Genomic DNA, 20,879 nt, shown 5'->3' on the forward strand with positions numbered 1-20,879 from the left:
TAGGGTCGGAGGCGTGACTGACAGCTACCGTTTCGGCGCCCTGACCCTGACCGACCACACCCTCACCGTTCCGTTGGACTGGGACGCGCCCGAGGACGGCCGCACGATCGAGGTGTTCGCCCGCGTGATCAGCCGCGAGGGCGGTGACGAGCTGCCCTATCTGGTCTATCTGCAGGGTGGTCCGGGCTTCGAGGCGCCGCGGCCGGGGGACGCGCCGGCAGAACCGGCCTGGCTGCCGGTGGCCCTGGAGCACTATCGCGTGGTGATGCTCGATGAGCGGGGTACCGGGCGGTCCACCGCCGTCGGTGATCGGCTGCTCGAGGGCCGCACCGCCGACGAGGTCGCTGACTACCTCACCCACTTCCGGGCCGACTCGATCGTCCGCGACTGCGAAGCGATCCGCGAGCACCTCGGCGTACCGCGCTGGAACGTCCTCGGCCAGTCCTTCGGCGGCTTCAGCACGCTGACCTACCTGAGCCGGTACGCCGACTCGATCGACCAGGCGTACATCACCGGTGGGCTGTCGGCGGTCGGTCGGCACTGCGACGAGGTGTACGCCTCCTGCTACGACCGGATGCGGGAGCTGTCGCAGGCCTACTATCGCCGCTTTCCCAACGACCGTGACAGGTTCCGGGCGATCGCCGAGCAGGCGGCCGCCGGTGAGATCGTGCTGCCGACCGGCGAAGTCCTCTCGGCGAGCCGGCTGCGCAGCCTCGGCATGCAGCTCGGCGGGGATCACGGCTGGAAGACCCTGCACTGGCTGCTGGAGCAGGACCCGACCAGCAACGCGTTCCGCCACGACGTGGCCGCCACGCTGCCCTTCTCGCCGCGGAACCCGATCTATTACGTGATGCACGAATCCTCCTACGCCGACGGCGTCGTCACCGACTGGTCGGCGATGCGCACCATGCCCGAGGACTTCGTGAGCGACCCGAGCCTGTTCACCGGTGAGCATGTCAGCAGCGAATGGTTGGACACCGTGCCGGCCTACCGCCCCTGGGCCGAGGTCACCCAGAAACTGGCCGCCCACCAGTGGCCGAAGCTCTACGACGCCGATGCGCTGGCTGGCAGCGGCGCTCGGGGCGCGGCCTCGGTCTATCTGCGCGACGCGTTCGTGCCCTTCGACTTCTCCATGCAGACCGCCGCACTGCTGCGGGGCGTGCAGGTGTGGGTCACGAGCGAGCACGAGCACAGCGGCTTGCGGACCAGCAACGGTGCGGTGCTGGACCACCTGATCGGGTTGGCGAAGGGGCATCGCGTCCGCTGAGCTCTACCGTCCGCGGGGGCCCGGTCGCGCTGTGATCTGGGTGCAACATTGCCGACCCGCGGCTGAAACAGAGCGCTGCAAGGCTTCCTGCCACACCGGGTGAACCCACCCGGAGGCAGGAGGCGCAGGATGCTGCTCACCCCACGGGAGCAGGAAAAGCTGATGATCGTGGTGGCCGGCGACCTCGCCCGGCGGCGCCGCGATCGGGGCCTGGTGCTCAACCACCCGGAGGCGATCGCCTATCTCAGCGCCGAACTGCTGGAGGGCGCCCGCGACGGTCGGTCGGTGACCGAGCTGATGTCCTGGGGTGCCACCCTGCTCAGCCGCGACGACGTGATGCCGGGCGTACCCGAGATGATCCACTCGGTGCAGATCGAGGCCACCTTCCCCGACGGCACGAAGCTGGTCACCGTGCACGACCCGATCCGGTGACGCGATGATCCCAGGAGAACTGATCCTCGGCGACGGCGAGATCGAGATCAATCCCGGCCGCGAGACCACCGAGGTGTGGGTGCGGAACACCGGCGATCGGCCGATCCAGGTCGGCTCGCACTACCACTTCGCCGACGTCAACCCGGCCCTCGAGCTGGATCGGCAAGCAGCACACGGATTCCGGCTCGACATCCCCGCCGGCACCGCCGCCCGCTTCGAACCCGGCGACGCCCGCAGCGTACGCCTGGTCGCGCTCGCCGGCACCCGGGGAGCGCAGCGGTGAACCGCCGGTTGAGCCGCGCCGAACACGCGGCGCTCTACGGTCCCACCACCGGAGACTCGGTGCGCCTGGCCGACACCGATCTGTTCGCCCGCATCGAACACGATCTCACCGCGCCGGGGGAGGAGGTCGTCTTCGGCGGCGGCAAGGTGATCCGCGAAGGCATGGGCATGAACGGCCGACTCACCCGCGCCGACGGGGTACCCGACACCGTCATCACCAACGCGCTGATCCTCGACCACACAGGGATCTACAAGGCCGACGCGGCCCTGCGCGACGGCCGCATCGACGCGATCGGTCGGGCCGGCAATCCCGACATCACCGACGGTGTGGACATCGTCATCGGTGCCGCCACCGAGATCATCGCCGGGGAGAACCGAATCCTCACCGCCGGCGGTGTCGACGCACACATCCACTTCATCTCCACCGATCAGGTGTTCACCGCGCTCGCCTCCGGGGTGACCACGATGATCGGTGGCGGCACCGGACCGGCCGAGGGCAGCAATGCCACCACCGTCACCCCGGGCCCCTGGCACCTGTCCCGGATGCTGCAAGCGGTCGACGACCTGCCGATGAACATCGGTTTCCTCGGCAAGGGACACGCCGAGCGGGTCGAACCGCTGGCCGAGCAGCTGCGCGCCGGCGCGATGGGGCTGAAGATCCACGAGGACTGGGGTGCCACGCACACCAGCATCGACACCGCGCTCCGGGCGGCCGACGCATTCGACGTGCAGGTGGCGATCCACACCGACACCCTGAACGAGAACGGCTTCGTCGAGGACACCATCGCCGCGATCGCCGGCCGGGTGATCCACACCTACCACACCGAGGGCGCCGGTGGCGGGCACGCACCCGACATCATCCGGCTCGCCGGACTCCAGCACGTGCTGCCCTCCTCCACCAATCCGACCCTGCCCTACACCGTCAACACCATCGAGGAACATCTCGACATGCTGATGGTCTGCCACCACCTCAACCCCGACATTCCCGAGGACGTGGCCTTCGCCGACTCCCGGATCCGCCCGGAGACCATCGCCGCCGAGGACGTGCTGCACGACCTGGGCATCTTCTCGATGGTCTCCTCCGACTCCCAGGCGATGGGTCGGGTCGGGGAGGTGGTGCTGCGCACCTGGCAGGTCGCCGATCAGATGAAGAAGGCGCGCGGCCCGCTGGCGGGCGATGAGGCGTACGCCGACAACGAGCGGATTCGCCGCTACGTCGCGAAGTACACCATCAACCCGGCCATCACGATGGGCATCGCCGACCAGGTCGGATCGGTCGAGGTCGGCAAGCTCGCCGACCTGGTGCTCTGGGAACCGGCCTTCTTCGGTGTGAAACCGCACCTGGTGCTCAAGGGTGGTCAGATCGCCGCCGCGGTGATGGGTGACCCGAACGCCTCCATCCCCACCCCGCAGCCGCAGACGATCCGGCCCCAGTTCGGCGCGCTCGGGCAGGCGGTGCACGAGGGGTCCCTGCGGTTCGTCTCCCGAGCGGCGTTCGAGGATGGGGTCGGGGAGCGGCTCGGCCTGCGGATGCCGGTGGTGCCGGTGGGGAACACCCGCACCCTGACCAAGTCCGACCTGGTGCACAACGGCAACACCGGCCGGATCGAGGTCGACCCGCAGACCTACCAGGTGCGCGTCGATGGCGAACTGGTCACCTGCGAACCCGCCGAGCAGTTGGCGATGACGCAGCGCTACTTCTTGTTCTGAGAAAGGAATCCCCATGCTGGTTGAGGAGATCACCGCCACCCTGGCCGAGCTGGAGCTGGCCGACCGGCACCTGGAACGTGTCCGGCTGCCCGCGACCGACCGCACCCGGGCGGTGCAACGGGTCGTCACCGACCACGGCACGGTGCTCGGGTTGCGACTGCCGCGCGGGACGGTGCTGAGCGACGGGGACGTGCTGCACGCCGACGACACACGGGTGATCGTGATCAGCTCCGAGGCCTCCCCGGTGATCGTCATCCGTCCCCGCACGATGCTGGACATGGGGCAGGTCGCACACACCCTGGGCAATCGCCATCTGCCGGCCCAGTTCGAGACGCGCGGCCCCGAGGGACTCGCCGAGATGATCGTGCCCGACGATCACACCGTCGTGCAGCACCTGGCCGCCCACGGCATCCCGCACGAGCGCACCGAACGTGTCCTCACCGTCCCGTTCCGCCATGCCGAGCACAGCCACTGACGGCTGGTGGCTGCCGCTGCAGCAACTCGCCGACTCCGCGGCACCGACCGGTGCGTTCAGCCACTCCTTCGGCCTGGAGACCGCGATCGTCGACGGCCGGGTGACCGGAGCCGAGGAGACCCTGGCCTGGCTACGCCGGGAGCTGCTCCCGGGGTTGGCCCGCAGCGATGCGCTGGCGATCCGGTTGCTGGTCGAGGATCCGGAACAGCTGGCCTGGTTGGATCGGCGGCTGCACGCGGCGATCGCGCCGGAGGCGATACGCCGGGCCACCACCACGATCGGCCGCCGGGTGCTGCGGATCGCGAACGACTGCTTCGCCGGACCGCACACCAGGGCGTACACCGTCGGTGTCGAGGCCGGCGAACTCACCGGGCACCCGGCACTCGCCCTCGCCTGCTGCGGGCTCGACCTCGGCGCGCCGTGGCAGCAGATCGCCCGGTTCTCGTTGCTGGGCACGGTCTCCAGCCTGGTGCAGAACGCCGTCCGCGCCGTCCCGCTCGGCCAGGACGCCGGGCAGCGGGTGCTCGCCGGACTGCACCGGCCACTGGAGGAGGCGATCGAGTACGCCGCGGCCGCCGAACCCGACGAGCTCGGTGCCCTGGTGCCGTTGCTCGAACTCGACCAGCTACGGCACCGCCGGCTGCACAGCCGGATGTTCATGTCCTGACCCATCACCACCGCGAGGAGCAACCATGACCAGCACGCAGACCAGGACCAGCGACTCCACCGACCGACGCGGGCCGGTGCGGATCGGTGTCGGCGGACCGGTCGGGGCCGGCAAGACCCAGCTCGTCGAACGGGTGACCCGCGCGCTGGCGGGGGAGTTCTCGATGGCGGCGGTGACCAACGACATCTACACCGTCGAGGATGCCCGAATCCTGGCCCGCAACGGAATCCTGCCGACCGACCGGATCATCGGCGTCGAAACCGGCGGTTGCCCGCACACCGCGATCCGCGAGGACACCTCGATGAACGAGGACGCGATCGCCGAACTCACCGCACGCCATCCCGACCTGGAGCTGATCTTCGTCGAATCCGGCGGTGACAATCTCTCCGCCACCTTCAGCCCGGAACTGGTGGACGCCTCGATCTATGTCATCGACGTCGCCCAGGGGGAGAAGATCCCGCGCAAGGCCGGCCAGGGGATGATCCGCTCCGATCTCTTCGTGATCAACAAGATCGACCTGGCTCCGCACGTCGGTGCCGACCTGGCCGTGATGACCGAGGACTCCAGGCGGTTCCGCGGGGACCGGCCGTTCTGCCTCACCAATCTGCGCACCGACGAGGGGCTGGATGCGGTGCTCGACTGGATCCGCAACGACGTGCTGCTGGTCGACCTCCGGTGAGCACCGGCACCCTGTGGCTCCGCCTCGGGGGAGGGGAGCGGTCGGTCACCGAGGACCTCGCGCACTCCGGGGCGTTGCGGCTGCTGCGGCCGCACCGCGGGCCCGGGGCACGCTGGCCGACCTGGACCGTGGTCAATCCCGGTGGCGGTTATCTGGCAGGAGATGACTACCGGATCCGCGTCGAGGTCGGTGCGGGCAGCGGGGCGGCCCTGGTCGGCCAGTCGGCCACCAAGATCTATCGCAGCGATACGGAGGCGACCACCACCCAGCACACCCAGGTGCGGCTGGCCGAGAACTCCTTCCTGGATTGGCGTGCCGAACCGGTGATCGCCTATGCCGGGGCGCGGTACCGACAGCACACCCGCGTCGAACACCACCGGGACGCGACGCTGCTGCTCGCCGAGATCGTCACCCCGGGGTGGGCCGCCGACGGCGGTGAGTTCGGATGGCGACAACTGCAGCTGTGCACCGAGGTCTGGCGAGCCGATCGGTTGCTGACGCTGGACAACCTGGTGCTCGACCCGCTGCCGTTCGGTGACCTGATGCTGCCGGGTACGCACCTGGGCAGCCTGCTGGTCTTCGACCGGCGGATCGACGGCGAGCTGGTCGATTCGCTGCCGCTGCCCGCGGACGGTACGTCGGTGGCGGGGGCGTCGCTGGTGGAGGGGCCCGGACTGGTGGTACGCGTGCTGGCCGACTCCACCGAGGCGGCCCGAAGCGTGCTGGACACTATCGCCGACGACCTCCGGCAGCGTTGGGGCTTCGGGCCCCGCGGATACCGCGGCCAATGGTGATCCCTCCGTTCCTCGAGTAGGTCGCGCAGCGACCCCCACACGTTCCTCGAGTAGGTCGCGCAGCGATCGTCCCATACGTTCCTCGAGTAGGTCGCGCAGCGACCGTGTCGAGAGGAACTGGTTCATCTCGACACGCAGCCCATTGCTCCGCTTCGCTCCGCATGGGCTGCTACTCGATGAACGTGAGGGAGGGCTTGAGAGGTGACCGTAACGGGGGCGTCACCTGACGGGCTTTCCTTTCACACCGGTGAAACCCGGCGGACAACCCGCGAAACACAGCAGCCATAGCTTCGTAGTCGCCGCGCAGGGACCGCGGCATTCGCCCGGTACGAAGGGAAACAACAGCTATGACGACCAGCAAGCGTCGCGGCCTCGGGCTGCTCACCGTCGCCTCCATCGCGGTCACGTTGACCATGACGGCCTGCGGGGGAGCCAAGGTGAACCAGGCCGGAGCCGCCCCGCAGGCCGCCGCGACGTGCGTGGACACCAGCGGCAGCGAGATCAAGATCGGCTTCCTAAACTCGCTGTCCGGCACGATGGCGATCTCGGAGAAGACCGTGAACGACTCGCTGAACCTGGCCGCCGAGGAGATCAACGCCGCCGGCGGCGTACTCGGGAAGAAGCTCCAGGTGGTCACCGAGGACGGCGCCTCGGAGCCGACGAAGTTCGCGGAGAAGGCGCAGAAGCTGATCACCGCCGACTGCACGGCCGCGGTCTTCGGTGGTTGGACCTCGGCCTCCCGGAAGGCGATGCTGCCGGTCTTCGAGCGCAACAACTCGCTGCTGTTCTACCCCGTGCAGTACGAGGGCTTGGAGGCGTCGAAGAACATCTTCTACACCGGCGCGACCACCAACCAGCAGATCATCCCGGCCCTGGACTACCTGCGGGAGCAGGGCAAGAAGTCCCTCTATCTGGTCGGCTCCGACTACGTCTTCCCGCGGACGGCCAACAAGATCATCAAGGCCTACGCCCAGCAGTACGGCATGGAGATCAAGGGCGAGGAGTACGCCCCGCTCGGGCACACCGACTTCTCCACCATCGTCGGCAAGGTGCGCAGCGCCGACGCGGACGCGGTCTTCAACACGCTGAACGGTGACTCCAACGTCGCCTTCTTCAAGGAGTATCGCAACGCCGGCCTCACCGCCGAGGCGATGCCGGTGATGTCGGTGTCGATCGCCGAGGAGGAGGTCGGCGGCATCGGCGTCGACAATCTCCGCGGGCAGCTCACCGCCTGGGACTACTACCAGACCGTCCAGTCCCCGGAGAACGAGAAGTTCGTTGCCGCGTTCAAGAAGAAGTACGGCGCCGACCGGGTCACCTCCGACCCGATGGAGGCGGCGTACACCTCCCTCCATCTATGGAAGGGGATGGTCGAGAAGGCCAACTCCTTCGACGTGCCGGCCGTACAGGCCGCGGCCGGGGGAGTGACCTTCGACGCCCCCGAGGGCAAGGTCACCGTCAACGGTGAGAACCACCACATCACCAAGACCGCGCGGATCGGCCGGATCAACGACCAGGGCCTGATCGACACCGTCTGGGACTCCAAGCAGCCGATCGACCCGGATCCGTTCCTGAAGACCTACCCGTGGGGTGCGAGCCTCAGCTGATCGCGCGACGGAATCCAACCCAGGAAGGAGATGCGATGGACATCATCGTCTCCCAGCTCTTCGCCGGGGTGAGCATCGGGTCGGTGCTGCTGCTCGCCGCGCTCGGTCTCTCCCTCACCTTCGGGCAGATGGGCGTGATCAACATGGCGCACGGTGAGTTCATGATGGCCGGTGCCTACACCGCCTTCGTGGCGCAGTGGTTCCTGCCACCCGGCATCTCGTTGCCCGTCGCGCTGCTGCTGGGCTTCGGCGTCGGCGGCCTGCTCGGGCTGCTGCTCGAGGTCACCCTGATCCGGCGGATGCACCAGCGCCCCCTGGACACCCTGCTGGTCACCTTCGGGGTCTCGCTGGTGCTGCAGCAAGTGGCCCGCGACATCTTCGGCGCCCCGAACGTCGACGTCGCGGCCCCCGGCTGGCTGGCCGGTCCGTTGATGATCGGCCCCTACGCCTTCCCGAAGGCGCGGTTGTTCATCACCGTGTTGGCGATCGCCTGCGTGGGGGCACTGATGCTGGTGCTGTCCCGGACCTCCTTCGGTCGGCGGATCCGGGCGGTCACCCAGAACCGTGACCTGGCAGAGGTTTCCGGGCTCTCGGCGGTGCGTACCGACCAGCTCACCTTCTTCATCGGCTCCGGCATCGCCGGGGTCGCCGGGGTGGCGCTCACCCTGCTCGGGTCGATCGGCCCCACCCTGGGCCAGAACTACATCGTGGACGCATTCCTGGTGGTCGTCGTCGGCGGCCTGGGCCGGCTCAAGGGCGCGGTCGCCGCCGCCCTCGGGCTCGGCATCATCCAGGCCTTCGTCGAGCTCAGCCTCGGCGCCTCGTTGGCCAAGGTCGCCGTGCTGCTGCTGATCGTCGCCTTCTTGCAGTTCCGCCCGCAGGGCCTGGTGCAGGTCCGGACAAGGAGCCTGGCATGAGCTGGCAACGTTTCTGGAGCCATCCGTACGCCCGGCTCGCGGCCGGTCTGGTGGTCGCCGCGCTGCTGCTGTTCGTCGTTGCCCCGTTGGCATTGAGCGACTTCCGGCTGGTGCTGCTGGCCCGCTACCTGTGTGTGGCGATGGTCGCGGTCGGGATCGGGCTGGCCTGGGGGCAGGGCGGCATGCTGGTGATGGGCCAGGGAGTCTTCTTCGGCCTCGGCGGCTACCTGATGGCGATGCACCTCAAGCTCGCCGATGCCGGCCCGGGCGGGGTACCGGACTTCATGCTGCTCTACGGCACCGGCGACCTGCCGATCTGGTGGGAGCCGTTCCGCTCACCGGCGCTCACCCTGGCGGCGATCATCGTGCTGCCGGCACTGCTCGCCGCGGCGATCGGTTACCTGGTGTTCCGCCGCGCCGTGCGCGGGGCATACTTCGCGATCCTCTCCCAGGCGCTCGCCGCGGCCTTCGCGATCCTGCTGATCGGGCAGCAGCAGACCACCGGCGGCACCAACGGGTTGAACGGATTCGTCGGCTTCCTCGGCTTCGACCTCAACGATCCGGTGAACAAGCGGATGCTCTACCAGATCTGCGCGGTGGTGCTGCTGGTGATGGTCGTCATCGTCTGGCAGCTGCGCCGCTCCCGCTTCGGCGAATTGCTGGTCGCCGTCCGCGACCAGGAGAACCGGGTCCGTTTCCTCGGCTACAACCCCGCACTGGTGAAGACGGTCGCCTTCGTCATCGCGGCGGTGTTCGCTGCCATCGGCGGCGCGTTGTTCGTACCGGTGGTGGGCATCATCTCGCCCTCCGACGTCGGGGTGGTGCCCTCGATCCTGTTCCTGGCAGGGGTGGCGATCGGCGGCCGGGCGACCCTGCTCGGGCCGGTGCTCGGTTCGATCGGGGTCTCCTGGGCCGGTACCGCGCTGTCGGAGAGCCTGCCGGGTGCGTGGACCTACCTCCAGGGCGCGCTTTTCATTCTGGTGCTGGGATTCCTGCCCGGTGGGCTGGCCCAGCTGCTGGGTTCGGTACGCCGACTCATCGGCCGCCGTGCCCAACCGGCCGCGGACCCGCCCGCGACCGGGCCCGCGGTCGGCGTACCCGAACGAGCCGAGCGAGGCGAACCGGAACGGACCGAGGAAAGGATCGAGGCATGAGCGAACTGGCGAAGGTGATCGCACCGGTCGATGTCCGGCACGACTATCTGGAGGTCCGCGACCTGACGGTCAGCTTCGGTGGTTTCGTCGCCGTCGACTCGGTCGACCTGACCGTCACCCAGGGCGACCTGCGGTTCCTGATCGGACCCAACGGGGCCGGCAAGACCACGCTGGTCGATGCACTGACCGGATTGGTACCGGCCACCGGGTCGGCCCGCTTCGGAGGGGTCGACCTGATCGGCCGGCCGGCCCATCGGATCGCCCGCTCGGGGGTCGGGCGAACCTTCCAGACGGCCAGCGTGATCGCCGAGCTGAGCGTGCTGCAGAACCTCGACCTCGCCGCCGGCGCCGGCCGCGGTCCGCTCACCATGCTGCGGGCCCGGCGAGGCGTTCCGGAGCGGATCGAACAGACGCTGGAGGCCATCGGGCTCGGTGCACACCGGGACCGGCCCGCCGGTGTGCTCGCGCATGGGCAGAAGCAGTGGCTGGAGATCGGAATGCTGCTGGTACAGGATTCCCGGCTGCTGCTGCTCGACGAACCCGTCGCCGGGATGACCGCCGAGGAACGCCAGCAGACCGGTGAACTGCTGCAACGGATCGGCGACCTGCGCACCGTCATCGTCGTCGAGCACGACATGGAATTCCTGCGCAGCTTCGCCGATTCGGTCACCGTGCTGCACCGCGGCCGGGTGCTGGCCGAGGGCAGTGTCGCCGAGGTGCAGGCCGATCCCCAGGTGATCGAGGTCTATCTCGGTCATCCCGCAGCAGAAGGAGCAGCAGATGCTTGAACTCGACGACGTCTCGGTCGGCTACGACCGCACCACCGTCGTGCACGGGGTCAGCCTGCGCACCGCGGCCGACGGCATCACCACCGTGCTCGGCCACAACGGCGCCGGCAAGACCACCCTGCTGCGCGCGGTCCTCGGCCTGCTGAAGCCGACCACGGGCCGGATCCGGCTCGACGGCGAGGACATCACCGCGCTGCCCACCCATCAGCGGGTACGCCGCGGCCTCGGCTTCGTGCCCCAGGGCCAGCAGTCCTTCGGTGACCTCAGCACCGAGGAGAACCTGCGCGTGGTCGCCGACTCGGTGACCGGTGGACGCAAGCGGATCGCGGAGGTGCTGGAACTCTTCCCGGCGCTGGCCGAGCTGCGGAACCGGTCGGCGGGCCTGCTGTCCGGTGGTCAGCGGCAGCAGCTGGCGATCGCCCGGGCGCTGCTGCGCCGGCCGCGGGTGCTGCTGCTCGACGAACCCACCGAGGGCATCCAGCCCTCGGTGGTCGCCGAGATCGAACGCACCGTGCTGCGGCTGGTCACCGAGCAGCAGGTGGCGGTGCTGCTGGTGGAGCAGCAGGTCGGCTTCGGGCTCGATCACGCCGCACGGTACGCGGTGCTGGAATCCGGGCGGATCACCCGGCACGGCCGGGGCGGCGCGGGTGCCCGGGACGAGGTGCGCGGGGCGCTGATGCTCTGAGTTAGGTTGGGCCCATGACCGACGTATGGGCCCATCGCGGCGCCTCGGCGTACGCCCCGGAGAACACCCTGGAAGCCTTCCGGCTCGCCGCGGAGCAGGGCGCCGACGGGATCGAACTCGACGTCCATCTCAGCGCCGACGGGGAGCTGGTGGTGATCCACGACGAGACCGTCGACCGGACCAGTGACGGTTCCGGCGCGGTGTCGGCGATGTCGCTGGAAACGCTGCGTGGGTTGGATTTCAGCAATGGCAAGGAAGGCTACGCCGAGGTCCCGATCCCCACGCTCGCCGAGGTCTTCGAGCTGGTCCGGCCCACTCGGATGCTGGTCAACGTCGAGCTCAAGACCAACCTGAACTTCCAGCCCGGGATCGAACCGAAGCTCGCGGAGCTGGTGGCCGCCTCGGGGATGGGGGAGCGGGTGCTGATCTCCTCGTTCAACCACCTGACGCTGAAGACGCTGCAGCAGATCGCACCCGGACTGCCGGTGGCGCTGCTGTTCGACGAGATCATGTATCTGCCCTGGGAGTACGCCCGCGACTTCGGCGCGGTCGCGATCCATCCGGCGTACAGCTATCTGCAGGTCAACGGCGCGGTCGAGCTGGCGCACGCGGCCGGGGTACGCATCAATCCGTGGACGATCGACGACCCGGCGCATCTGCGCTGGGCGCTCGGGCTCGGGGTCGACGCGGTGATCACCAACACCCCCGATGTGGCGGTACGGCTGCGCTCCGAACTCGTCGGGGAGACCTCATAGTCCTCGGGGGTTGCCAGGGTGCATAACCCCTGACATGTTCAGGACTGGAGGCGGGATTTCACCAATCCGGCGATCTTGCCGCCATCGGCGCGGCCGGCGGCCCTGGCGTTGACGGCCTTGATGATCTGGCCCATCTGCTTCATCGACACCTCGGGGCCGGCGGCGGCGACCTCCGCATCGACCAGGGCGGCGAGTTCGTCGTCGGTCAGCGGGGCGGGGAGGTAGACCTGCAGGATCTCGGCCTCGGCGAGCTCGACATCGGCCAGGTCCTGGCGGCCGCCCTTGGCATATTCGGCGGCGGAATCGCGGCGCTGCCGGACCTGCTTGGTGACGATCTTCAGCTCGGCGTCGGCATCCAGCTCATGGGCCTCATCACCGGCGACCTCCTCGGTCTGGATCGCCGTCAGCACCGCACGCAGCACCTTGGTGGTGTCCTTGTCGCGGGCCTTCATCGCGGTCGTCATATCGGCGCGCAGCCGGTCCTTGAGCTCTGCCATGGTCCTCTCCTGAAACTGTGATCCGGTCCATGGTCCCACGCCACTCACGATCCTGAGCGAGGAGCGGCCTGCGGAATCTGCGGCTCGATCGTTGAATCGGCCGATCTGGGCGCCGATCGGGCAACGAGCCGCAAATTTCGGTGGCCGAGGGCGCCGCGCTCGGGAGGCGGGGCTTCGACTCGCTCGTTCCTCGCTCGCTCAACCGGCGTGGGGTGGGTCGTTCCTCGCTCGCTCAGCCGCCGTGTCCTCGCTCAGCCGCCGTGTCCTCGGTCAGCCGGCGTCGGCGCGCAGGGGGCCGAGGCCGCGCAGGGCGAGGCCGACGGCGGCGGCGCCGAGCAGGCCGGCGTTCTCCAGTTCGGCGCGGCGCAGATCGATCTCGGGCACGAACAGGGTGCCGGTGAAGTCGGCCAGGTGGGCCCGCAGCGGATCGAAGATCACCTCACCGGCCTTGGACACCCCGCCACCGATGACGAAGACCCGGACATCGAGTTCCGCCGACAGGGCAGCGATTCCGGCCGCCAGCGCCCGCATCCCGCGATCGATCGCCGCCTCGGCCGCCTCATCACCCTCGGCCGCATCCATCGCCAGCTTGCGGGCGTCATCGCCACCGGTCCAGCCGAGCTGGCGGGCATAGGCGACCATCGCCGGCCCCCGGGCGTACATCTCCACGCAGCCGCGCGAACCGCAGTCGCACTGGGCGCCGAGGAAGTTCACCGAGGTGTGCCCGACGTGCACCGCGTTACCGGTGTCACCGCGGAACAACCGGCCGTCCAGCACCGCACCGCCACCGACCCCGGTGGAGACGATCATGCCGACCATCGAGTCGACGTCCCGGGCCGCACCCAGCCAGTGCTCCCCGAGCGCGATGCAGTGCCCGTCACCGGCCAGCCCGACCCGCACCGGCCGGTCGAGCAGGTCGGTGACCACCTGGCGTACCCGATCGGCGACCGGGAAATCGCGCCAGCCGGGGATGTTGATCGGGGAGATGGTGCCGTTGGGTTCGTTGATCGGCCCGGCCGACCCGATCCCGACCAGCACCTCGTCGGTGGCACCCCAGCCGTCGACCAGTTCGCCGAGCCCGTCGGCGATCTGGGCGAAGAGCTCCTCCGCGGCGCCACCGGGCACCGTCGGGCGGAGCACTTCACGGCGGATGCCACCGCTCTCGTCGATGATGGCCAGGGCGATCTTCGTGCCGCCGATGTCCAGGGCCAGGGTCTCCACCATCGCCTCCATGCAGGTGTTGCCGGTTCCACGTTTGGGCCATCCTGCCACCCGCTGATACTCTTGCGCGGTTGCCGTCACGACGGCCGCGGATCACCAAGAGCCCCAGCACCACCGACGCCGGGGCGCCGCGCAACGGGAAACCGGAAGGAGAGCGTCATGGACGCCGACACCAAGCAGAAGATCATCGAAGAATACGCGACGAAGCCCGGCGACACCGGCTCTCCGGATGTGCAGATCGCGCTGCTCACCAAGCGCATCTCGCACCTCACCGAGCACCTCAAGGAGCACAAGGGTGACCACCACTCCCGTCGTGGCCTGATGCTGATGGTCGGCCAGCGCCGCCGGCTGCTGAACTACGTCGCCAAGCAGGACGTCGAGCACTACCGTGCGCTGATCAAGCGCCTCGGCCTGCGTCGCTGACGTTCCACCTGCGCGGTACGCCGCTGAGGAGCCGGTCCCCATGGGGCCGGCTCTTTTCGTTGCGCGGGCGTGCAAACCGGTTTGCGCAAACCCTTGGTACCGGGCCCCTCGGCTGCCTACCCTCACCGCATCCCCAACGAGGTGGAGGTGCAGATGGCCGTCACGATCAGCGATGTGGCCGCCCAGGCCGGGGTGTCGAAGACGACGGTCTCGCACACCCTGAACCGGCCGCACCGAGTTTCGGCCAAGACCCGGGCGAAGGTGCTGGCGGTGGTGGACGCGCTCGGCTACTACCCGCACGAGCTGGCCGAACGCCGGCAGCGGGCGAGTACGCCACGGATCGCGGTCGTCGCCCCGTTCACCAGCTATTCGTCCTTCCACGAGCGGCTGGACGGTCTGCTCAACCGGGCCCGGCACGGCGACGGCGCCTGTGAGGTGGTGCTCGTCGACCACGGCTCCGCCGCCCGCAGCGCCGACCCGCAACTGTCGGTGCTGCCGCTGCAGGGCCGGGTGGACGGCATCGTGGTGATGGGGCTGCCGGTCGACGACGCCTGGGTGGAACGGGTGCAGCAGCACCGGTTGCCCGCGGTGCTGGTGGACAGCCGGCACCCGGAACTGGACACGGTCACCATGAACGACGAACTGGGCGGGAAACTGCCCGCCCAGCACCTGCTCGCCCGCGGGCTGACGGAGTTCGTCTATGTCAGCGAGGGGCAGGTCTCGAGCTATCCGTCGGCGGCGCAGCGGCGGATGCTGGGCTTCCAGCAGGCGCTGGCCGAGGCCGGGATGGGTCGCCAGCAGTTCCGGCACCTGAAGGTGCCCGACGGGCTGGCGGCCGCGGAGGAACGCGGGCTCGCACTGGCCCGCCGCGGCCGCGACGGCCTCGGCATCTTCGCCCACCACGACCGGGTCGCGGTGGGCCTGCTGAACGGGTTGCGGGCCGGCCGGGTCAAGGTGCCCGGTGATCATCATCTGGTCGGATTCGACGGCCGGGAGCTGGCCCGGGCGGCCAAGCTGACCACCATCCGGCAGCCGCTCGCCGAATCCGGCACGCTCGGGATGGAACTGCTGCTGCGCCGGATCGCCGACCCGGACCTCCCGGTGACCCACACCATGATGAACGTCGAGCTGATCGAAGGAGAGACCACATGAACCCGCTCGCCGGGCTGGTCGACCGCGTGCAGGAGGTGTTGCGGGCACGGGACCTGCTGGAACCCAGCCCGGTCCCGGTACGCCCGGCGCCCGGCCAGGGCGTACCCGAGTGGCTCGCGGCGGTGGCCGAGATCCGCGAGGAGCACAACGAACGCGCCCTCGTCGCGATCGACGCGGCCGAGGAGTTCGGCGCTGAATTCTTCGGCGGGCCACCGCGACCTGCGGGCCCCGGGGCGGGACGGGTCCGCCGGCGCAGCGTGCGGGTACCGGTGGACGACCGGTGGCTGCCGCGCGGGGAGATCGAGCTCGCCCCCGGCGTACCCGCCGCCGCGCTGACCCCGGTGCCGTCGCTCGCCCCGGCCGTCAACACGTTCCGGATGGTGGTGCACGAACCGGTCGATGGCCCATCGGTGGGTGCGGTGGTGGTGCTGCACGGCGGCGGATTCTGGATGGGTGGGGGGTCCTTGCTCGATGCCGTCGGCGACGAGTTCGCCGCCTTCCTGGTCGACCGGGCCGGGCTCACCGTCGTCACCCCGGACTACCGGCTGGCCCCCGAACATCCCTTCCCCCGTTCGACATCCGACGCCCTGGCCGCGGTGCGCTGGCTCGCCGAGCAGGGCTTCGGGCACGACCGGATCGTGCTGCAGGGCACCTCCTCGGGTGGCAACTGCGCGGCCGCCGCCGCCATCCTGGCGCGAACCATCCCGGGGTTCGCGCCGCTGGCCGGACTGATCCTCTCGATGCCCGCACTGGACCTGCCGGAGTCCATCCGGATCTCCGACGACCCCGGGTCGCGCCGCGACCTGCTGACCGCCTGGGCCGGGCCGAATCCGTTGCACCACCCGGTGCTCTCACCCGCGCTGGCCCCGGCCCTGGCCGGATTGCCGCCGAGCCTGGTGCAGCTCGCCACCGATGACGAGATCGCCCGCGGGGGAGCGGAGTTCGCGGCGGCGGTCCGTTCGGGTGGTGGCCGGGCGGAGGTGGAGTCCCATCCGGGTACGCACACGGTCGCGGCACCCGGGGTGCAGACGGCGCGCTGGGAGTCGTGTGCGGTGTTCGCGCGGCGGGTCTGCGCAGCGGCGTAGGGCTCAGCTGCTCTGGATGCCCGTCACCACCCAGCCGTCCTTCAGCCCGGGCAGATACTTCACGGTGAGCACCGTCGGGCGACCGGTGCGGCTCTGATCGACCAGCTGCCCCCACCAGTTGTTGTTGGTCCGCAACACCCCGAGCAGGTCGAGATTGTCGGTCTTGGTGGTGCCGTCGGCGTACCGGATCGTCACGTCGTAGTAGAGCGAGGCATTCCGGCGGGTCGCGTAACTGCCGGTGTTCGCGCCGACGGTGACGGTGGCGTCCTGGCCGTACGCCGCCACGGTGCGGCCGCGCAGGTTGTCGGTGAACTTCAGCTTGTCGGTGAGGAAGAGCCCCACCGAGGCCAGGAACGGGATCAGCAGGACCAGCGGGATGAACCGCAGCCGGCGTACCGCTGCTGGTCGCTTCCGGTTCGACAACACGCCCCACAGGGCGAGCAGTGCCAGCCCCAATCCGAACCCCAGAAGGAAATTCGCCTGGAACCAGGCGATGACGTAGGCGAGTACGACCATGGCGAGAACGGTATCCAGACCCGGGTTCATCGCGGTTTGTGTCAGGATGCCGGGGCGAGCAGAGGAGTGATGTGACCAGCCAGCAGGACCCCACCCAGCAGGACCCCGCCCAGCCCGGGAACGAGGCGCCGGTGATCGCCTTCGGCGCGCTCGGCGGCACCATCTCGATGGTCTCCGGGGACGAATCCGGGATCCGGCCGAGCCTCGGCGCGGAGGATCTGGTGACCTCGGTGAGTGCGGCGGCCGGGGTGCGGATCCGGACCGCGACGCTGCAGCGGGTCGGCTCCTCCTCGCTGACCGCCCGGCAGCTCGTCGAGACCCTCGCCTGGGCCGAGCAGGAGGTCGACGCCGGTGCCGCCGGGGTGGTGATCTCGCAGGGCACCGACACCCTCGAGGAGACCGCCTATCTGTGGGACCTGCTCTGGCAGCGCAGCGAGCCGCTGATCGTCACCGCCGCGATGCGCGGGCCGGAACAGCCCGGTGCCGACGGGCCCGCCAATGTGCTCGCCGCGTTCACCGTCGCCGCCTCACCCGGTGCCCGGGACCGCGGCGTACTGACGGTGCTCGATGACCAGATCCATGCCGCCCGCTGGGTCCGCAAATCCCACACCGTGCGTACCGGTGCCTTCGCCAGCCCCGGTGCCGCTGCCCTCGGCCTGCTCGTCGAGGGTGAGGTCGCCTGGACCGCGACCACCCCGCGGGATCCGGCGGTGCCCGCCCCGGACCGCGCCGCGCTCGCTGCCGCCGACTGGCCCTGGGTGCCGCTGCTGGAATTCCACCTCGGCGACGACGGCCGACTCGCCCGGGCCGCCGTGGACGCCGGCGCCGCCGCCCTGGTGGTGGCCGGCAGCGGTGGTGGGCACGTCAGCATCCCCGCCTCCGACGTGTACGCCGAGTTGGCCCGGCGGGTGCCGGTCGTCCTCGCCGGCCGGACCGCCGCCGGGCCGGTGCTGCAGCGCACCTACGGCTACCAGGGCGCGGAGATCGACCTGATCGCGCGCGGCCTGCTGCCGGCCGGCTGGCTCGCCCCGCTCAAGGCCCGCACCCTCACCCAGCTGCTGCTCGCCGCCGGGGCCGATCGCGACCAGCTCGCCGCCGAACTGGCCCGCCGGGGGAGGCTGCCGCGATGACCCAGGAGCCCCAGCAGCGCCCCACGCCCGAGCCCGAGTCCGAGCCCGAGGAGGAGTTCAAGCTCATTGATTTCGGCCGGATCCTGCGCTACATGGGCCTGGCGCTGCTGGCCATGGCGGTCCTCGGCGGACTGATCGTCGCCGTGGCGTACCTGCTCGTCAAATAGGGGAGCGCGGGTCGATCCGCTAGCCTGAGTGGTACAACCGAACAAGTATTGATCACACCAGATCGCCCGCCCGGCCGTTTCCGGGAGTCCTCGGTCCTCGGTAGTGGTCCTCGGGAGCCGCCCAGCCCATCGCTGCGCGTGAGTGACCCGCGGACCTCGATCGAAGACCGGCCTCCATCACAACGGGTCGGCTGTGTGCGGCTGCGATCGCCCACACGAAAGGAATCCCTGTGGAGGGACCTGACCTCAAGTTCACCGAGGCCATCATCGACAACGGCAAGCACGGCAAGCACGTCGTGCGCTTCGAGTCGGGACTGCTGGCCCGTCAGGCGGCCGGCTCGGCCGCCGTCTACCTGGACGGCGACACCATGCTGCTGTCCGCCACCACCGCGCAGAAGACCCCGCGCGATGCCATCGACTTCTTCCCCCTCACCGTGGACGTGGAGGAGCGGATGTACGCCGCCGGCCGCATCCCCGGCTCCTTCTTCCGCCGCGAGGGCCGCCCGTCCGAGGGTGCGATCCTGGCCTGCCGGCTGATCGACCGCCCGCTGCGCCCGTCCTTCGTCAAGGGCCTGCGCAACGAGGTCCAGGTCGTCGTCACCGTGATGGCGCTGAACCCGGACGTGCTCTACGACGTGGTGGCCATCAACGCCGCCTCGATGTCCACCCAGCTCGCCGGGCTGCCCTTCTCGGGCCCGATCGGCGGTGTCCGGATCGCGCTGATCGACGACCAGTGGGTCGCCTTCCCGACCGTCGAGCAGCTCGAGGACGCCACCTTCGACATGGTCGTCGCCGGCCGGGTGCTGCCCGATGGCGATGTCGCGATCATGATGGTCGAGGCCGAGTCCACCGAGCAGACCTGGAACCTGGTCTCCGCCGGCAAGACCGCCCCGACCGAGGACGTGGTCGGCAAGGGCCTGGAGGCCGCCAAGCCGTTCATCAAGACCCTCTGCGACGCGCAGGCCGAACTCGCCGCCCAGTTCCCCAAGGACACCGCGGACTTCCCGGTCTTCTCCGACTACGCCGACGACGTGTACGCCGCGGTCGAGGCCGAGGCCGCCGACCGGGTCAAGCAGGCCATGCAGATCCCCGGCAAGGAGGAGCGCAACGAGGCCACCCACGCGATCCGCCAGGAGGTCACCGAGAAGCTCGCCGACCGCTTCGAGGGTCGGGAGAAGGAGATCTCGGGCGCGCTCAAGGCGCTGACCAAGAAGATCGTGCGGCACCGCACGCTCACCGAGAACATCCGGATCGACGGCCGCGGGCTGGCCGACATCCGCACCCTGTCCGCCGAGGTCGGCGTACTGCCGCGGGTGCACGGTTCGGCACTGTTCCAGCGCGGCGAGACCCAGATCCTGGGTGTCACCACGCTGAACATGCTGGGCCTGGAGCAGAAGCTGGACACCCTCTCCCCGGAGACCAGCAAGCGCTACATGCACCACTACAACTTCCCGCCCTACTCCACCGGTGAGACCGGCCGCGTCGGTTCGCCGAAGCGCCGCGAGATCGGCCACGGTGCGCTCGCCGAGCGCGCCCTGGTGCCGGTGCTGCCGGACCGCGAGGAGTTCCCCTACGCCATCCGCCAGGTCTCCGAGGCGCTCGGCTCGAACGGCTCCACCTCGATGGGCTCGGTCTGCGCGTCCACGCTGTCGCTGCTGAACGCCGGTGTGCCGCTCAAGGCGCCGGTCGCCGGCATCGCGATGGGCCTGATGAGCGAGGAGATCGACGGCACCACCAAGTATGTGGCGCTGACCGACATCCTCGGCGACGAGGACGCCCTCGGTGACATGGACTTCAAGGTCGCCGGCACCAAGGACTTCGTGACCGCGCTGCAGCTCGACACCAAGCTCGACGGCATCCCCGCCGAGGAGCTGTCGAAGGCGCTGCTGCAGGCCCGCGAGGCCCGGCACACGATCCTCGAGGTGATGAACGAGGCCATCGATCGCCCCGACGAGATGAGCATCTACGCACCGCGGATCATCACCGTGAAGATCCCGGTCGACAAGATCGGCGAGGTCATCGGCCCCAAGGGCAAGATGATCAACCAGATCCAGGACGACACCGGCGCCGAGATCACCATCAACGACGACGGCACCATCTACATCGGTGCGGTCGACGGCACCTCCGCCGAGGCCGCCCGGTCGACGATCAACGCGATCGCCAACCCGACGATGCCGGAGAAGGGCGAGCGCTACCTCGGCACCGTGGTCAAGCTGACCAACTTCGGTGCCTTCGTCTCGCTGCTGCCCGGCAAGGACGGCCTGCTGCACATCTCCAAGCTGCGCGCGCTCGCCGGCGGCAAGCGCGTCGAGTCGGTCGAGGACGTGCTCTCGGTCGGCCAGAAGCTGCAGGTGGAGATCTCCGAGATCGACGACCGCGGCAAGCTGTCGCTGATCCCGGTCGTCGAGGAGTCCGACGAGGAGTCCGGCGACCAGGGCAGCGACGACCAGGTCGAGGCCGGGTCCGAGGCCTGAGT

At 69.5% G+C, this 20,879-nt stretch carries 23 protein-coding genes; 20 read left to right on the forward strand and 3 right to left on the reverse strand.

The window, feature by feature from the left end:
- Positions 1 to 13 precede the first annotated feature (13 nt).
- From BI335_RS00625 to BI335_RS00690, 14 genes are all read left to right on the forward strand, one after another.
- On the forward strand, positions 14 to 1,267 hold the full coding sequence (locus BI335_RS00625) for an alpha/beta fold hydrolase (RefSeq protein ID WP_094429409.1): 1,254 nt from the start codon (positions 14 to 16) through the stop codon (positions 1,265 to 1,267).
- 129 nt (positions 1,268 to 1,396) lie between these two features.
- Complete coding sequence (locus BI335_RS00630) at positions 1,397 to 1,699, forward strand: urease subunit gamma (RefSeq protein ID WP_094429410.1); 303 nt, start codon at positions 1,397 to 1,399, stop codon at positions 1,697 to 1,699.
- Between the two features lie 4 nt (positions 1,700 to 1,703).
- Positions 1,704 to 1,982: an urease subunit beta gene (locus BI335_RS00635; protein ID WP_094429411.1), complete on the forward strand. Its 279-nt coding sequence runs from the start codon at positions 1,704 to 1,706 to the stop codon at positions 1,980 to 1,982.
- Entirely contained in the window at positions 1,979 to 3,691 is a 1,713-nt protein-coding gene (ureC, locus tag BI335_RS00640) for an urease subunit alpha (protein WP_094429412.1), read from the forward strand. The genes BI335_RS00635 and ureC overlap by 4 nt, the downstream gene beginning before the upstream one ends.
- A 13-nt stretch (positions 3,692 to 3,704) precedes the next feature.
- Positions 3,705 to 4,166 carry an urease accessory protein UreE gene (locus tag BI335_RS00645; protein ID WP_094429413.1) on the forward strand — a complete coding sequence of 154 codons (462 nt, stop codon included), beginning with the start codon at positions 3,705 to 3,707 and terminating at the stop codon, positions 4,164 to 4,166.
- Positions 4,147 to 4,833 carry an urease accessory protein UreF gene (locus BI335_RS00650; RefSeq protein WP_094429414.1) on the forward strand — a complete coding sequence of 229 codons (687 nt, stop codon included), beginning with the start codon at positions 4,147 to 4,149 and terminating at the stop codon, positions 4,831 to 4,833. Before BI335_RS00645 ends, BI335_RS00650 begins: the two co-directional genes overlap by 20 nt.
- A 25-nt stretch (positions 4,834 to 4,858) precedes the next feature.
- Positions 4,859 to 5,512, forward strand: a complete 654-nt coding sequence (gene ureG / locus BI335_RS00655) for an urease accessory protein UreG (protein ID WP_094429415.1) — start codon at positions 4,859 to 4,861, stop codon at positions 5,510 to 5,512.
- Entirely contained in the window at positions 5,509 to 6,306 is a 798-nt protein-coding gene (locus BI335_RS00660) for an urease accessory protein UreD (protein WP_172421660.1), read from the forward strand. Before ureG ends, BI335_RS00660 begins: the two co-directional genes overlap by 4 nt.
- A gap of 347 nt (positions 6,307 to 6,653) precedes the next feature.
- Entirely contained in the window at positions 6,654 to 7,913 is a 1,260-nt protein-coding gene (gene urtA / locus BI335_RS00665) for an urea ABC transporter substrate-binding protein (RefSeq protein WP_094429417.1), read from the forward strand.
- Between the two features lie 35 nt (positions 7,914 to 7,948).
- Positions 7,949 to 8,830, forward strand: coding sequence for an urea ABC transporter permease subunit UrtB (gene urtB, locus BI335_RS00670; protein WP_094429418.1), 882 nt, complete (start codon positions 7,949 to 7,951; stop codon positions 8,828 to 8,830).
- Positions 8,827 to 9,984 (forward strand): urea ABC transporter permease subunit UrtC, encoded by a 1,158-nt coding sequence (gene urtC / locus BI335_RS00675; protein WP_094429419.1) that lies wholly within the window; start codon positions 8,827 to 8,829, stop codon positions 9,982 to 9,984. The genes urtB and urtC overlap by 4 nt, the downstream gene beginning before the upstream one ends.
- The gene (gene urtD, locus BI335_RS00680; RefSeq protein ID WP_094429420.1) at positions 9,981 to 10,772 is read left to right on the forward strand and encodes an urea ABC transporter ATP-binding protein UrtD; all 792 of its coding nucleotides are present in this window, start codon (positions 9,981 to 9,983) and stop codon (positions 10,770 to 10,772) included. Before urtC ends, urtD begins: the two co-directional genes overlap by 4 nt.
- Positions 10,765 to 11,457 carry an ATP-binding cassette domain-containing protein gene (locus BI335_RS00685; RefSeq protein ID WP_094429421.1) on the forward strand — a complete coding sequence of 231 codons (693 nt, stop codon included), beginning with the start codon at positions 10,765 to 10,767 and terminating at the stop codon, positions 11,455 to 11,457. The genes urtD and BI335_RS00685 overlap by 8 nt, the downstream gene beginning before the upstream one ends.
- 14 nt (positions 11,458 to 11,471) lie before the next feature.
- On the forward strand, positions 11,472 to 12,212 hold the full coding sequence (locus tag BI335_RS00690) for a glycerophosphodiester phosphodiesterase (RefSeq protein ID WP_094429422.1): 741 nt from the start codon (positions 11,472 to 11,474) through the stop codon (positions 12,210 to 12,212).
- A 38-nt stretch (positions 12,213 to 12,250) separates the two neighbouring features.
- Here the strand turns inward: BI335_RS00690 and BI335_RS00695 are convergent, their stop codons facing one another.
- Both BI335_RS00695 and BI335_RS00700 read right to left on the reverse strand, forming a co-directional pair.
- Entirely contained in the window at positions 12,251 to 12,709 is a 459-nt protein-coding gene (locus BI335_RS00695) for a GatB/YqeY domain-containing protein (protein ID WP_094429423.1), read from the reverse strand.
- A gap of 270 nt (positions 12,710 to 12,979) precedes the next feature.
- Entirely contained in the window at positions 12,980 to 13,981 is a 1,002-nt protein-coding gene (locus tag BI335_RS00700) for an ROK family protein (protein WP_229118119.1), read from the reverse strand.
- Positions 13,982 to 14,089: 108 nt separating this feature from the next.
- Here BI335_RS00700 and rpsO point away from each other — a divergent pair, with 108 nt between their 5' ends.
- The 3 genes from rpsO to BI335_RS00715 all read left to right on the forward strand — a co-directional run bounded on the left by rpsO (position 14,090) and on the right by BI335_RS00715 (position 16,590).
- The gene (gene rpsO, locus BI335_RS00705) at positions 14,090 to 14,353 is read left to right on the forward strand and encodes a 30S ribosomal protein S15 (RefSeq protein ID WP_094360578.1); all 264 of its coding nucleotides are present in this window, start codon (positions 14,090 to 14,092) and stop codon (positions 14,351 to 14,353) included.
- A gap of 153 nt (positions 14,354 to 14,506) precedes the next feature.
- Positions 14,507 to 15,505, forward strand: a complete 999-nt coding sequence (locus BI335_RS00710) for a LacI family DNA-binding transcriptional regulator (protein WP_144009050.1) — start codon at positions 14,507 to 14,509, stop codon at positions 15,503 to 15,505.
- Positions 15,502 to 16,590 (forward strand): alpha/beta hydrolase fold domain-containing protein, encoded by a 1,089-nt coding sequence (locus tag BI335_RS00715; RefSeq protein WP_094406718.1) that lies wholly within the window; start codon positions 15,502 to 15,504, stop codon positions 16,588 to 16,590. Before BI335_RS00710 ends, BI335_RS00715 begins: the two co-directional genes overlap by 4 nt.
- Positions 16,591 to 16,593: 3 nt before the next feature.
- Here BI335_RS00715 and BI335_RS00720 read toward each other — a convergent pair whose 3' ends face one another.
- Complete coding sequence (locus BI335_RS00720) at positions 16,594 to 17,106, reverse strand: hypothetical protein (RefSeq protein ID WP_094360584.1); 513 nt, start codon at positions 17,104 to 17,106, stop codon at positions 16,594 to 16,596.
- Between the two features lie 71 nt (positions 17,107 to 17,177).
- On the opposite strand from BI335_RS00720, the gene BI335_RS00725 reads away from it, so the two are divergent.
- The 3 genes from BI335_RS00725 (at position 17,178) to BI335_RS00730 (ending at position 20,877) form a co-directional block, all read left to right on the forward strand.
- Positions 17,178 to 18,236: an asparaginase gene (locus tag BI335_RS00725; protein WP_229118118.1), complete on the forward strand. Its 1,059-nt coding sequence runs from the start codon at positions 17,178 to 17,180 to the stop codon at positions 18,234 to 18,236.
- Positions 18,233 to 18,403 carry a hypothetical protein gene (locus BI335_RS21280; protein ID WP_172421661.1) on the forward strand — a complete coding sequence of 57 codons (171 nt, stop codon included), beginning with the start codon at positions 18,233 to 18,235 and terminating at the stop codon, positions 18,401 to 18,403. Before BI335_RS00725 ends, BI335_RS21280 begins: the two co-directional genes overlap by 4 nt.
- A 230-nt stretch (positions 18,404 to 18,633) precedes the next feature.
- A complete protein-coding gene (locus BI335_RS00730) occupies positions 18,634 to 20,877 on the forward strand; it encodes a polyribonucleotide nucleotidyltransferase (RefSeq protein ID WP_094404113.1) in 2,244 nt (747 codons plus the stop codon).
- The last annotated feature ends 2 nt before the right edge of the window (positions 20,878 to 20,879 follow it).

This window comes from Enemella evansiae, assembly GCF_002250705.1.
Taxonomy (GTDB): Bacteria; Actinomycetota; Actinomycetes; order Propionibacteriales; family Propionibacteriaceae; genus Enemella; species Enemella evansiae.

What these genes read in the sequence shown, in the direction of transcription:
- BI335_RS00630 (WP_094429410.1), top strand. Translation starts at nt 1,397, where the DNA reads ATGCTGCTCACCCCACGGGAGCAGGAAAAGCTGATGATCGTGGTGGCC.
- BI335_RS00635 (WP_094429411.1), top strand. Translation starts at nt 1,704, where the DNA reads ATGATCCCAGGAGAACTGATCCTCGGCGACGGCGAGATCGAGATCAAT.
- BI335_RS00645 (WP_094429413.1), top strand. Translation starts at nt 3,705, where the DNA reads ATGCTGGTTGAGGAGATCACCGCCACCCTGGCCGAGCTGGAGCTGGCC.
- BI335_RS00650 (WP_094429414.1), top strand. Translation starts at nt 4,147, where the DNA reads ATGCCGAGCACAGCCACTGACGGCTGGTGGCTGCCGCTGCAGCAACTC.
- ureG (WP_094429415.1), top strand. Translation starts at nt 4,859, where the DNA reads ATGACCAGCACGCAGACCAGGACCAGCGACTCCACCGACCGACGCGGG.
- urtA (WP_094429417.1), top strand. Translation starts at nt 6,654, where the DNA reads ATGACGACCAGCAAGCGTCGCGGCCTCGGGCTGCTCACCGTCGCCTCC.
- urtB (WP_094429418.1), top strand. Translation starts at nt 7,949, where the DNA reads ATGGACATCATCGTCTCCCAGCTCTTCGCCGGGGTGAGCATCGGGTCG.
- urtC (WP_094429419.1), top strand. Translation starts at nt 8,827, where the DNA reads ATGAGCTGGCAACGTTTCTGGAGCCATCCGTACGCCCGGCTCGCGGCC.
- urtD (WP_094429420.1), top strand. Translation starts at nt 9,981, where the DNA reads ATGAGCGAACTGGCGAAGGTGATCGCACCGGTCGATGTCCGGCACGAC.
- BI335_RS00685 (WP_094429421.1), top strand. Translation starts at nt 10,765, where the DNA reads ATGCTTGAACTCGACGACGTCTCGGTCGGCTACGACCGCACCACCGTC.
- BI335_RS00690 (WP_094429422.1), top strand. Translation starts at nt 11,472, where the DNA reads ATGACCGACGTATGGGCCCATCGCGGCGCCTCGGCGTACGCCCCGGAG.
- BI335_RS00695 (WP_094429423.1), bottom strand. Translation starts at nt 12,709, where the DNA reads ATGGCAGAGCTCAAGGACCGGCTGCGCGCCGATATGACGACCGCGATG.
- rpsO (WP_094360578.1), top strand. Translation starts at nt 14,090, where the DNA reads ATGGACGCCGACACCAAGCAGAAGATCATCGAAGAATACGCGACGAAG.
- BI335_RS00710 (WP_144009050.1), top strand. Translation starts at nt 14,507, where the DNA reads ATGGCCGTCACGATCAGCGATGTGGCCGCCCAGGCCGGGGTGTCGAAG.
- BI335_RS00715 (WP_094406718.1), top strand. Translation starts at nt 15,502, where the DNA reads ATGAACCCGCTCGCCGGGCTGGTCGACCGCGTGCAGGAGGTGTTGCGG.
- BI335_RS00720 (WP_094360584.1), bottom strand. Translation starts at nt 17,106, where the DNA reads ATGGTCGTACTCGCCTACGTCATCGCCTGGTTCCAGGCGAATTTCCTT.
- BI335_RS21280 (WP_172421661.1), top strand. Translation starts at nt 18,233, where the DNA reads ATGACCCAGGAGCCCCAGCAGCGCCCCACGCCCGAGCCCGAGTCCGAG.